Source organism: Stutzerimonas sp. KH-1, assembly GCF_054483855.1.
In genome coordinates this window covers 3,104,331-3,117,846 of sequence record NZ_CM137011.1, presented here as the reverse complement: position 1 = coordinate 3,117,846, position 13,516 = coordinate 3,104,331, and the positions used below count along the sequence as shown (strand labels likewise).

The following is a 13,516-nucleotide window of genomic DNA, read 5'->3' as shown; positions in this document are numbered from 1 at the left end:
ATTGGGCATGTTGCCGATAGACGGCGAGTCGAGCAGCTTGTCCAATCGAAAAGTTCCGCATCCGAGTCAGGGTCGTTTCAGATATGCGAAACCGTTTGCGTTTTGCGTACGCATACAGGACCGAAGGTAGTTGTCCGATGATGGCACTGCGCCCATCATCGCCGCCTTCGTTTTGCCTGACCAAGGATGGTTACGATGCGCCGGCTGCTGTTCGCCTCGCTGTTCTCTGTCATTTGCATTTTTCCCGCACCGATTTTCGCGCAAGTCCCGCCGGCCAACACCCCTCTGCCGGGTGATCGCGATCTGATTCGTGACCGCCAGGAACGTCTGCTCGAAGAGCAGCGCCGGCGTATCGAAGAGCTCCAGCAGTTGCCGGGGCGCGAGGCGCAGCTCCCGCCCGCGCCGCCGGCCGAGGACGAGCGCTGTTTCGAAATTAAGACCATCCGTCTTGAAGGCGCCACTCGTATCTCCGCCGAGCAACAGACCGCGTTGCTGGCGCCCTTCGTCAATCTATGCCTCGGGGCCAGTCAGCTCAATGCGCTGCTCAAGGCCGTCACACAGTTCTATATCGACCATGGCCACGTCACCTCACGCGCTTATCTGCCGCAGCAGGACATGGCTGATGGCGAGCTGGAAGTGCTGGTCGTCGAGGGCAAGCTGGAGGGGCTCGAGCAATCGGCGATGGCCAGCGAACGCGAGCTGGCCATGGCGTTCCCGGGCCGCACCGGTCAGATCGTCGACCTGCGTGAGCTGGAACAACTGATCGACCAGCTCAACCGACTGCCATCGCGTCCCGCACAGCTGGAATTGCTGCCGGGGCAGGCGGTGGGCGGCAGTCGAGTCCAGTTGCAGGGCGATCCGCTCAAGCCGTGGCGCGTCAGTCTCAACCGGCATAACAACGGTGAGCAGAGTACCGGCGAACAGCAGTGGGGGCTGGGCTTCGACTGGGACAGCCCGTTGGGGCTTGCCGACCAGCTGAGCCTGCGTGCTGGCGGTGATGCGGTCAGCGACCACTACCGCCATTCGGCGAACCAGGGCCTGTTCTACACACTGCCGTATGGCTGGTGGACGTTCAGCTACGGCTACAACCAGAGCTACTACCGTACGCAGAACGATGCGGCAGGCTTCGCCTTCGAACTTGACGGTGAAAGCAAAAGCCATCAGCTCGGCGCCGAGCGTGTGCTGCACCGCGATGCCGTGAGCAAGACGGCGATCAACGTCGGTCTGTCCCACCTGCGCACCCGCAACTACATCGAGAACAGCCTGCTGGATGTGTCCAGCCAGCGCCTCTCCGAGATGCAGCTGGGTTTCAATCATGGCCGGCGGATTGGCACTGCGTTCGTCAACGTCGATGCCGGCTGGCAGCACGGCATCGGTGCCCTTGATGCCCAGCGTCGTGGCGACCCGCTCTCAGGCGAGCCCGAGGCGCGCTACCACAAGTACACCCTGACCCTGAGCGCACTCCAGCCGTTCCAGCTGTGGGGCGAGTCGTTCAGTTTTGACAGCCTGCTCAATGGCCAGAAGAGTGAAGACGTGCTCTACAGCCCGCAGCGCATCAGCATTGGCGGATTGGCCTCGGTGCGCGGCTTCAAGGAGCAGTCACTGTCCGGCGACACCGGTGGGTACTGGCGCAACCAGTTGCGCTGGCGGCGGCCGGTCAGCTGGGAAGCGTTGCGACCTTTCCTGCACGAGTATGGCCTGGCCTATGCCTACGACGTCGGCGTGATCCACGGCGGGCGTTACAACCCGGATCAGCATGGACGCATGTCAGGCCACGCCCTGGAGCTCACCGCTCGCGGCGTACATCTGGCCACCTCGCTGACGTTCGCCCACTCGCTGGAGCGGCCCGACATTACCGAGCGTGAGCGCCCGGTGTATTTCCGCATCGATCTGTTTTTCTGAATACCGTCCCGCCTGTAGGGCGGGCTTGAAGCGTCGGTCTCTTCCCGAATTCTGTTGATTTGAGCAAGCCGGAGTCATCACATGGACGTGCGCAGCCCCTTCTTCCAGAACATTGCCGCGATACTCGCTGGCGTGATGTTTCTCAACCCCATCGTCAGTGCGGCGGCCGAGCTAGCGGCAGCGGCGGGCAGCGGTGTGACTATCGGTCAGGCGGGCAATGGCGTACCGGTCGTCAACATCGCCGCACCCAACGGCAACGGCTTGTCGTACAACAAGTTCAAGGACTACAACGTCGGCCAGCAGGGGTTGATCCTCAACAATGCCACCACGGCCACCCAGAGCACCCAGCTTGGCGGCATCATCCTGGGTAACAGCAAACTCAACGGCAAAGCCGCCGGGATGATCCTCAACGAGGTCACGGGCAGCAACGCAAGCCGGTTGCAGGGCTACACGGAAGTGGCTGGCAAGTCGGCCCACGTGATCGTCGCCAACCCGCATGGCATCAGCTGCGATGGCTGCGGCTTCATCAATACCCCGCGCGTCACCCTCAGCACCGGCACCCCGGTCATCGAGAATGGCCGCCTCGATCGTTTCGACGTCAATGGTGGCCAGATCGCCATCGAAGGGCAGGGTCTCAACGCCAGCAACGTCGACCAGTTCGACCTCATTACCCGCAGCGCGAAGATCAACGCTGAACTGCATGCCAACAAGCTGAACGTCATCGCTGGTCGCAATGTGGTCAAGGCCGATGACCTCAGCGTTACCGCGAAAACGCCGGACGGCAGCGAAAAGCCGCTGCTCGCCATCGACAGCTCGGCATTCGGCGGCATGTACGCCGGGGCGATTCGCCTGGTCGGCACCGAAGCGGGTGTCGGCGTGAAGCTGGCCGGGGACATGGCGGCCAGCGCGGGGGATATTCAGATTGATGCCAGTGGCCGGCTGAGCATGGGGCGCAGTGCTGCCGCCAGGGATCTGCAGATTGCCGCGCAGCAAGTCGAACTGAATGGCGATACCTACGCTACGGGTGCCGCTCTTATCACAGCGCAGGACGGCCTGATCAACAGACAGAGCCTGGCAACAGGCGACAGCGCCGTGCTTCGCGCTGGAGAGCTGACCAACCAGGGTATCGTCGAAGCGGGCGTCAAAGCGGACAACAGCCGCAACGCCAGTGCCGACCTGACGCTCGCCGCCGAGACCATCCGCAACAGCGGCACGCTGATAGCCGGGCGCACCCTTGCGGCAAAGGCGAGCCAGACGCTAGACAACCAGGGCGGCACGCTCAGCGCCGGCACGACTCGCATCGATACCGTCGCGTTGAACAACCAGCAGGGCCGCGTGCTGGGCGGCCAGCAGGTCACGATCGATGCCGCGCAACTGGACAACCGCGATGGTCTGCTGCAAAGCCGCGGCAATGCCGAACTACGCGGTGACAGCCTGGATAACCGGGGTGGCGATATCGTCGCGCTCGGTGATCTGACGGTTGCTGCCGGGATGCTAAACAACGGCGAGCAGGGCCGCATTACTGCACAGGGGCAGGCGCGACTGGAAACCGATGCGCTGAACAACCGCGGTGGCCTGGTCAGTGGCACGCAGGTTTCGGTTCGTGCTGCTGACCTGATCGACAACCGCGACGGTGGCCTGATCGTCAGCGATGGCGTGCTCGATCTCAATGCCGGCCGCCTGGACTCCAGCAATGGCGGCGAGGTCTCGGCCCGCGGCGATCTGACAGCCGATCTCGGCTCGCTGAGCCAGGCGGGCGGACGCATGATCGGTGAGGCGGCGGTAGCCCTGCAGCTCAACAATGGCGAGTTAGACAACCGCGGCGGGCTGATCCACGGCAAGGGGCCGGTAAGCCTGGCCGGCGCCGACACGCTGGATAATCGCGGTGGCGAAGCATCGTCATCGTCTTCATTGACGGTCGGCGCCGAGCGGCTCGACAACGGCCAGGGCGGCCGCCTGATCGCGGCACAAACACTTGATGCTCAAGCCGGGCAGCTGAACAACCAGGGCGGTCTCGTTTCCGGCTGGCAAGGTGTGACAGTCAGCGGCGGTAGCCTCGACAACAGCCAGGGCGGCACCCTGTCCAGCCGTAATGGCGGGTTGAAGCTGGAACTCGGCGGGCACCTGGACAACAGTGGCGAAGGCGCACTCGTCAGCCGGGGCGACCAGCAGCTGCATGCGGCCAGCCTGGATAACCGCGGCAACGGCATCATCTCCAGTGAAGGGGCGATCACCGCCGAGCTGGACGCTGCCCTGGACAACGGAAGCGGCGGTCTGATCAGCGCCACCGGTGAGCTCGAGCTCCAGGCAGGCACCGTGCGCAACGTCGGCGGTCAGCTGGGCGGCGCTTCGGATGTGCATCTGCGCGCCGAATCACTGGACAACAGCAGCGGGCAGTTGACCGCCACCGGCGCCCTCCATTTGCTGCTCGGTGCCGCCCTGCTCAACAACGGTGGGCGCCTGGCTAGCGGCCGCGACCTGCTGCTGCACGCTGGAGATATCGACAACCGCAGCGGACGGATTACCAGCCAGGGGCTGCTCGACCTTTTCGCCGCAAGCCTTACCAATGCGGGCGGTACCGTCGGCGCGCAGGCCAGCCTGGCCATCCAGGCGATCGGCACGCTGGACAACAGCGCGGACGGCCTCGTCTTCAGCCAGGCCGATTCCGTAACGGTGGCGGCCGGAGATCTCGACAACCGCCAGGGCGCTCTGCAGGGCCAAGCAAACGTGCTGGTCAAAACGGCCGGTGCCGTGGATAACCGCGGCGGCAGCATCCTCAGCCAGCAGGGCGATATCGACGTCGAAGCCGCAAGCCTGGACAACGGCAATGGAGGCATTCTCAACAGCCTGGTCGGCCAGCTGAAGCTGGCCACGTCCGGCCTGTTCGGCAACGTTGGCGGCACCACCCAGGCACAAACTCTCAGCGTCCAGGCCGGTCGCCTGGACAATTCCCAAGGCCATCTTTCCGCCATCGGCGGCGACTCGCGCATCACCACCGGCGACCTGCTCAATGTTGGTGGTGGTCTGTACGCCCGCGATGCCATAGAGATCGAGGCGGAGGCACTGGACAACAGCGCCGGCAAGGTTGGCGCCCAGTACATCGATTTCAGTCTGCGCGGCATCCTGAACAACAGCGCCGGCCTTGTCGAAAGCGCCAAGGGCCTGACCGTACACAGCGCAGGCCTGACCAACGACAGTGGCGCGCTACGCGCCCTCGGCCAGCTGGAAAGCACAGTGATCACCACCAGTGGCGCGCTGGACAACCGCCGCGGCCTGATCGAATCAGCCAGCCGTGATCTGAGTCTGAACCTTGGCAGCTTCCTGAACGACGGCGGCACCGTTCGCCACGTAGGCAGCGGCACCTTCGGCCTCGCCAGCAGCTTGGCCACCGCGGCCGGCGGCACGCTGATCACCAATGGCGCGCTAAAGCTCGATGCCGCCAACTGGACCCACAGCGGCGTTATCCAGGCCAAGCGTCTGGAACTCAATGTCGGCGACTTCACCCAGACAGCCAGCGGCCAGTTGTTGGCAGGCGAGAGCCTCGTCGCAACCGGCGGTCGCTGGGTCAACAACGGCGTGATTGCCAGCGATCGCGATCTGAGCCTGAACCTCACCGCTAGTTACAGCGGCGGCGGCCAGCTCACCAGCCTCGGTGGCCTTACGCTCAACGCCGCTTCCCTCGACCTCGCTACAAGCGGCCGTATCGCTGGCGGCGCGGTCACCTCGCTGGATATCGCAGGGCTGGCCATAAACCGCGGCCGAGTAACGTCTACCGGCGATTTCACCCTGCGCAGCGCGACGCTGAACAACTACGGGACGCTTGGCGGGGCCGAGCAGGTTCGATTGGCGACAAATGCTCTACTCAACGACAGAGGGCTGATCTTCAGCGGTGGAGACCTGGCCGTGCGTGGCGCTGACCTGCGCAACCTGCGAGGCGATATCTACAGTCTTGGCGATTTCTCCTTTGCTGCGAACGATGCGGGAGCGCTGGGTCAAACCTTCCGAAACATATCCGGCGCAGTGGAGAGCGACGGCACCATGATCATCGCCGCCCGTGCCTTTGAAAACGCGCGCGAGTCGTTGGATATTGCTAGCAGAAAGCTCTCGGCGCGCTTCATCTACAAAGGATGTGGTGACTGCGGAGGCTCCAAGGAAAGCTCGCACTTCGACCTGATCGAGATAGACCGTACTGAAGCGACGAACGTGAGCCCCCAAGCGCAGTTACTTGCCGGGCGGAACCTAACAATATCCAGTGCCACCTTCGACAATCGATACAGCCTCGTCGCGACAGGCGGTGACCTCCGCATTGATACGGGCACTTTCAATAACCAAGGCGCTCAAGTCGGAGATGTAACGACCATCCGTGACGTTCATGCTCACCGGGTCTACATGGACAGGGTTCAAGAGCGTCGTGAAGAAGCGGACGCGTTCAACGCACGTAACTGGATTGGAAGCCCCACGTACAACCCCGGTGATATCGAGGCGGAGTTGAACAGCTTCATCTCCAGACATGTTTACATCATCTCCAGCCCAAGTTCGCCAACTTACAGCAACGCCGCAGACTACAGCGGCATCATCCAGGCCGCCGGCTCCGTCAGGGTCAACGCGACCACGGAACTGAACAACAGCGTGCGGCGCCCCGGCTTCGCCTATGTGTCAGGCGGCAATCGGGTCGGTACGACTCAGCCCGGCAATACCATTGCCACCTACGTCACGCTCAACCCCCAACTACCGCCCGACCTGCAACAAAAGCAGGTCAACCCGCTGACTCTGCCGGGCTTCACCTTGCCGCAGGGCGAGCATGGCCTGTTCCGCCTCAGCAACCAGAGCAGTCAGGACGCAACCGCGAGCGCGGCTGCTGGCACGGCGTCGCCTCAGCCGCCTAGAGGGATTCAGGCTGTGCCGTCAACCGGCCGCGCGGCGGGTGCCCACAAGTACCTGATCGAAACCAATCCGGCACTCACCGACCTCAGGCAGTTCATGAGCTCGGACTACCTGCTCGGCAATCTCGGCTATGACACCGATGCGACGCAGAAGCGACTTGGCGATGGCCTGTACGAGCAACGCCTGATTCGCGAAGCCATCGTCGCGCGCACCGGCCAGCGTTACCTTGCAGGTCTGACCAGCGACGAGGCCATGTTCCGCTACTTGATGGACAACGCCATCGCCAGCAAAGACGCGCTTGGCTTGAGCCTTGGCATCTCGCTCACCTCCGAGCAGGTTGCAGCCCTGACCCACGACATCGTCTGGATGGAGGAGCACGAAGTCATGGGCGAGAAGGTCTTGGTGCCGGTGCTCTACCTGGCCCAGGCCGAAGGCAGGCTTGCGTCCACCGGCGCGCTGATTCAGGGCCGCGATGTGTCCCTTATCAGCGGCGGCAACCTGAACAACCAGGGCACCCTGCGCGCCAGCCAGAGCCTCGATGTCACGGCCGGCAACATCAACAACAGCGGTCTGATGCAGGCCAACGAGCGCCTGCAGCTACTGGCGACCGACAGCATTCGCAACACTGCAGGCGGCATCATCGCGGGCCGCGATGTGTCGGCCGTAGCGCTGACCGGCGACATCATCAACGAGCGCAGCGTCACCACACACGTGGTTACTCGTGGCGCGAGCTACCAGGACCGGCAAGATTTTGCCGATAGCGCGGCGCGTATCGAGGCGAGCAACAATCTTCAGCTATCAGCCGGGCGCGATCTACTCAACGTCGGAAGTGCCATCAGCGCCGGGGGGGATGCCAGCCTCACTGCAGGTCGCGACCTGGTCATTGCCAGTCAGCGAGAACAGGACACCATGTCGCGGCGCGACCGCAGGTCCACGACCGACATTCAGGCCATCGCCCAGCACACCTCGGATGTGAAGATCAGCGGCGACCTTACGCTCCAGGCTGATCGAGACCTGGCCGTGATCGGCAGCAAGGTCCAAGCGGGAGGCGACATGGCATTGGAGGCGGGGGAAAACATCACCATCGCCTCGGCGGCCAACGAGTCCCACTTCGAACATCACCGCAAGGGTGGTGGCAAGAAGGTCGATGTGGTGCGCGATAGCGTCACCCAGCAAAGCGCCGAACTCATTGCCGGCGGCGACTTAACCGCAATCTCGGATGGCGACACCAATATCGTCGCCAGCAGCATCAGCGCCGGTGACGAGGCCTATCTATACGCAGGTGGAGAACTGAACCTGCTCGCCGCGCAAAACAGCGAATACTCGCTCTATGACAAACAATCGAAAGGCAGCTTCGGTAGCAAGGAAACCCAGCGCGACGAGGTGACCACGGTTCGCAACATCGGCAGCACCATCACCACCGGCGGTGACCTGACGCTCGTCAGCGAAGGCGATCAGCTCTATCAGAAAGCCCGGCTGGAAAGCGGTAATGACCTCACGCTGGATAGCGGCGGCGCTATCACCTTCGAGGCGGTGAAAGACCTGGATCAGGAGAGCCACGAGAAGAGCAAGAGCAGCCTTGCCTGGCAATCGGCCAAGGGCAAAGGCACCACAGACGAAACCCTGCGGCAGAGCGTACTGATTGCGAAAGGCGAGACGGTTATTAATGCGGTGGACGGCTTGAAGATCGACATCAAGCACGTCAACCAGCAGACCGTCAGCCAGACCATCGACGCCATGGTCAAGGCCGATCCTGAGCTGGCGTGGATCAAGGAAGCCGAAGCGCGCGGGGATGTGGATTGGCGGCGGGTGAAGGAGATTCATGACAGCTTCGAGTACGAAAGCTCAGGGTTAGGTGGTGGCGCAGCTCTTGTTATTGCAATTGTGCTGTCCGTTGTTACCGCTGGCGCCGGAACGGCGATTGCTGCAGCAGCGGGAGGTGCCGTTGGTGGCGGTACAGCCGGAACGATCGTAGGAGCTATGGCACAAGGCGCATTCCATGCATCCGTCTCTCAGACGGCCGTTAGCACGATCAATAACAAGGGCAACTTGGCGGCCGTACTCAAAGAAACTCACTCGTCTGACAGCCTTAAGAGCTACGCTGCGGCTGGTATTACTGCCGGTCTGGTGGCTGGGGTCGTTGACCCGGCGTTTGGCGGTAAAACAAACCCAACCAATTCGGTCACTAAAGGCTTCGATCTCGGCTCATTCAAGGATGTGCTCGGCTATGCAGGGCACGCAACTGCAACGGGGGTCGTCCAGGCTGGAGTAGGGACGGTCATTAATGGCGGGAGCTTCAGTGACAATCTAAATGCCGCACTGACCAGCCAGCTGCAAGGGGTCCTGCAGGCCGTAGCGTTCAACGCTGTGGGCGATTATGCCAAGGGCAAATGGGAAGATGGATCGCCCCAGAAAGTTGCGCTGCACGCGATAGTGGGGGGCATGCTTAGTAAAGCAGCTGGCGGCACGTTTGAAACGGGAGCGCTCGCAGCAGGTGCGAACGAGGCGTTAGTTGGACAGCTATCCGAATTGGTTAAAGCAGACAAAAACCTTGAGCTTGCCGCGTCGCAACTTATAGGCGTTGCAGCGGCAGCTTGGACGGAGGGAGACCTAGCCAAGACAGCGCAATTGACGAAGAACGCAACGGCTTATAATCGGCAATTGCATCCTAGTGAAAAGGTCTTGGCGAAGCGGTTGGCTGCGGAAAGTAAGGGGAAGTACACAGCAGAGCAAATCGAGGAGCAGTTGAGACTGACGTCGATAAAGGGTACGGATGTAAGCCCCGGCACTGACATAGTTGCTACGAAGGATGGAATGTATGATCCGGATGGAAAATGGATACCTGTGGGGGATAAGCAATTCTTACAGGTGTTTGCCAACGCGGACGATGAAGTAATAGCGTTCATCAAAGAGAGTACTGATGCCTATGGATGGGGCTTGTATGATGAGGTGCGTAGTGTGCCTAGGTATGACTACTCGGTCGTCCGCCCAAATGAAAAAAGGGACAGACTGACAGGGTATGTGCTAGATGAGACCGGGGATGGTTACCGGGTGCCTGTTGTAGTTGATGGTAAGGTGTACAACCCGCGGTATTTCTCCTGTGGAAGCGCTGACTGCCAAGTTGTTGGTGCCAACTTGGACTTCTCAGATGCAGGAACGATAGCTTGGATTAAAGCTGCAGACGTAGACACCATTGAAAAGACAAGTAAAGCGTTAGGTTATGGTTCTTTAGTTGCTACAGGTGGCGCTTCTGCGCTTCTTGGTACCGGCTCCACAACCGCTAGCCTGTTAGCGGGATACTTGAAAGAAGATTTAAAAAGTGCTGCTTCTGCTGCTGCTTTGAGCTTAGGCTTCAAACAATTTGCTATAAAGTCAGGGGTTCCTGCCGCCGCGGCGGATAAAGCTACAACTGCGCTAGACTTAGCGGACGTCTGGAGCAATATAGTCGACGAGACGATGCGATGATTCAAAGTAGTTTGGAAAGGAAACTTTATCCTTTAAGGTATAAGTTGCTTTTGATAATGCTGTGCTCAGCAGCGTTGAATGGTGTAACCCTAATAGATGATTTAGAAATCATGTTTACATCCCTGCTTGTACAGGCTTTGTTTGGTCAAGCATATTTCTCATATATTAGTGGGTGGCGTATTTCCATAGGTCTTGGGATTTTGGGAGAGACAGACATGAAGTACGGAAGAGATTTGATGGGTGGTTTTGTGCTGGTAGGCTTTTTTTTAATGTTTTTTTTTAGAGGGTATTAGCGGGAGAAGTACAAATACTAATAATCAACGAAAAGGGGGCAGATTTATTTTTCGGTCGGTTGGCTTGGCTATTTAAATAAATCTGTCCCCTTTTTCCCCGCTGTTCGTGAGTTTCGTTGCGAGCCAATTCTGGCATCTCCGCTAACCTGACGTCTTTCCAAGCAATGGAGAGCGCCGCTATGCCCAGGATGGGCCGCCTTGTTTTGCCGAACTACCCGCACCATGTCGTCCAGCGAGGTCACAACCGCCAGGTCGTATTCGCTGCTGACGAAGATTACCAGCGCTACCTGGCTGATCTACGCGAGCTGAAGGATGCCTTTGGCGTCAAGGTCTACGCGTACTGCTTGATGACGAACCATGTTCACCTGCTACTGGCACCGGGTGAGGCCATGGCCGGGCTTGGTCAGTTGATGAAAGCGCTCGCCGCACGAGCCACACGGTACCGCAATTGGTTGGAAGGCCGATCTGGAACGCTGTGGAACGCTGTGGGAAAGCCGCTATAGATCGAGCGTCGTCCAAACCGATACCTATCTATTGGCTTGTTCTCGCTATATCGAACTGAACCCTGTCCGTGCACGAATGGTGTCCGATCCAAGCGAATACCGCTGGTCTAGCTACACCAGTCGAATAGACACTGGTGATTCGACGGGATGGCTGGATACCGATCCTTGCTTCCTGGCGTTAAGGAACACTGCGTGCCAGCGGAGCGAGCGATATCGGACGTTCGTTCATGGCGCCGTATCGCAAGCGGAGCTATCCCTGATTCGTGAAGGTCTGCAGCGCGGCCAGCTGACGGGGGATAGCCGCTTCGTAGACGAAGTAGAGCGGATTGCCGGGCTGCGAATCGAGCGGAGAGGGCAAGGCAGGCCGCGAGCGTTCACGGAAAAATAAATCTGTCCCCTTTTTCGATGCTTCGATAGCCATAGATCTTGCGTTCCCGACACCATCCAGCAAGGCTGCAGCTGTTCGGCGCATCGGAGAAAAAGTTTCTAAGGAAACGCTAGCGTCGCTTGAGGCAAAGTATGGAGCTGATTTGCTTTTGCAGGGCGGCGCAAAAGGAACTCAAAAACTTCCTGAGCTCGGTGGAGTTGATGCGTTTCTTGGCTCTCAAGCAGCAAACCTAAACAAAAAGTTGGGTGCGAAAATAGGTGAAGGTAGGTTACCTTACGAGGCCAGTCGTGCAGGTGTTGAGCAGGCTAAGCTGACAGTTAAAGAAACATTGGAAAACGCTACAGCTGTTAGTGAATTAATTACTAAGTCTGCTGTTCGAGGAGGTCATGATCTTATTCATGTCTACAGCTCCAAGACCAATAGCACTGTGAGCTTGCGAGTGTTGCCTGGTGGTAAGTATGAGTTTGATACTTTAATTCCAGAGAAATCCTCAAAGTTTTAGTTGTGAGATATAGCTCTATGATAATTGGCGAGAGAATTTGTGAGTTTAGATTTCGGTCATTTTTTATGTCGGGATCTTTGGTTTGTAAAATGCTGGTTCTGTTTTTTAGATTTTCAAGGTCGGGGTGGGTTTCGTTAGATATTGGGGAGGGTGTGTTAAGGATTTTGTCCGTTGGTTCTGAACCAGAGCTGTTGGGGCTGGATGAGATTTCCGATGATTTCGCGTACCCGATTCAGAGGTCGGATGAGTTGGATAGATACTTTGGCAAGGATCTGCTTGCTGTTTACAAGTATGTTATTTCGGGTGTGGAAGATGGTTGTGTTGGTGTGTATTTCGCTTTTGGGGATTGTGGCTTTAGCGTTTTGGAGTCTGAGGATAACTTGTCCATCATTGATAGCGTGGTTAGAGTTTCAGATGACGTGGCTTTGTCTAAGCTAGAGATTTAGATGGTCCAAAAGCAACTGCTAGCGCGCTGTGAACAATAGGGGACATGTGAACAATAGGGGACAGACCACGTTTATTGGTCTAGGGTTATGGAATTCCATGGAAGGAGGTCTGTATGCCACGTCGAGCACGCATATCATTGCCAAGCGTTTCACTTCACCTGATTCAGAGAGGGACAATCGCTCCGGCTGTTTTTACGCTGATGAGGATTATCTTTTTTATCAGGATGTATTGGCGTAACAAGCAAAAAAACATGGATGTACGATCCATGCCTGGTGTCTGATGACCAATCATGTTCATTTGTTGGTCACACCCGAAAGCCCTGATAGTGCAGGACTCATGATGAAGGGGCTAGGGCAGCGTTACGTGCAGTATGTTAATCGCACATACCGCCGTAGCGGGATGCTGTGGGAAGGTCGTTTTCGCTCTTGCCTCATGCAGGAAGAGGCATATGTGTTGGCTTGCTATCGATACATTGAGATGAATCCTATCCGTGCAGGCATGGTTGAGCACCCGGCGGAATATCGCTGGTCGAGCTACCGGGCCAATGCGCAGGGTGAGTTCTCAGCGCTGCGCTGTCCACATCCTCTCTATGAGGCACTGGGTCGAGCATGAGATGCTCAGGTCTGAGGCTTATAGAGAATTGTTCCGCTATCAGCTAGACCCAGGGCTTGTTGATCAGTTACGTGCCGCAACAAATGGAAACTACGCACTGGGAAGTCCGAAATTTTCTGCCGAAGTTGAGGCAGCGTTGGGGCGAAGAGTCACAAGAGGCAAGCCAGGGCGCCCCAAGAGTGCGCCAGATATTTAGAAAAACGTGGTCTGTCCCCTATTGTTCTTTGCCGCAGGGGTTGCTGGGTCTAGGCCATCCAGGCCGGCTGGTACGGATACCATCATTGGGTCGGCTCAGGTAAACAAGGCATATGAGTATTGGGCTGGGGTTAAAGCGGGTGGTTTAAAAGGAGAATTTCATGAGGCGGCCCAATCGCTTTCTAAACTGGGGCAGCAGAATGTTCGTACTTTGCGCGGCTGGGCAAATAGTAAGGGCTGGGTCAAGCAAATAGGGGAAGGTCCTGAAGTATGGGGTGTGAAAAACCCTGACGGAAGTTTCTCATGGCGCTTGAAAATAAAGCCA

6 protein-coding genes and 1 pseudogene are annotated in these 13,516 nt (G+C 58.5%); all 7 read left to right on the top strand.

The window, feature by feature from the left end; translation table 11 throughout:
• The first annotated feature begins 186 nt into the window (after positions 1-186).
• Positions 187-1,902: a ShlB/FhaC/HecB family hemolysin secretion/activation protein gene (locus ACX1DW_RS15075; RefSeq protein WP_411848495.1), complete on the top strand. Its 1,716-nt coding sequence runs from the start codon at positions 187-189 to the stop codon at positions 1,900-1,902.
• An 81-nt stretch (positions 1,903-1,983) separates the two neighbouring features.
• Complete coding sequence (locus ACX1DW_RS15070) at positions 1,984-10,251, top strand: two-partner secretion domain-containing protein (RefSeq protein ID WP_458991781.1); 8,268 nt, start codon at positions 1,984-1,986, stop codon at positions 10,249-10,251.
• Positions 10,248-10,544, top strand: a complete 297-nt coding sequence (locus tag ACX1DW_RS15065; protein WP_200600629.1) for a hypothetical protein — start codon at positions 10,248-10,250, stop codon at positions 10,542-10,544. Before ACX1DW_RS15070 ends, ACX1DW_RS15065 begins: the two co-directional genes overlap by 4 nt.
• A gap of 179 nt (positions 10,545-10,723) precedes the next feature.
• Positions 10,724-11,435, top strand: a pseudogene (locus ACX1DW_RS15060) (transposase).
• Positions 11,374-11,937 carry a hypothetical protein gene (locus tag ACX1DW_RS15055; RefSeq protein WP_200601150.1) on the top strand — a complete coding sequence of 188 codons (564 nt, stop codon included), beginning with the start codon at positions 11,374-11,376 and terminating at the stop codon, positions 11,935-11,937. Before ACX1DW_RS15060 ends, ACX1DW_RS15055 begins: the two are co-directional and overlap by 62 nt.
• An 89-nt stretch (positions 11,938-12,026) precedes the next feature.
• The gene (locus ACX1DW_RS15050; RefSeq protein ID WP_458991780.1) at positions 12,027-12,383 is read left to right on the top strand and encodes a hypothetical protein; all 357 of its coding nucleotides are present in this window, start codon (positions 12,027-12,029) and stop codon (positions 12,381-12,383) included.
• A gap of 280 nt (positions 12,384-12,663) precedes the next feature.
• Entirely contained in the window at positions 12,664-12,996 is a 333-nt protein-coding gene (locus tag ACX1DW_RS15045; RefSeq protein ID WP_234464354.1) for a transposase, read from the top strand.
• The last annotated feature ends 520 nt before the right edge of the window (positions 12,997-13,516 follow it).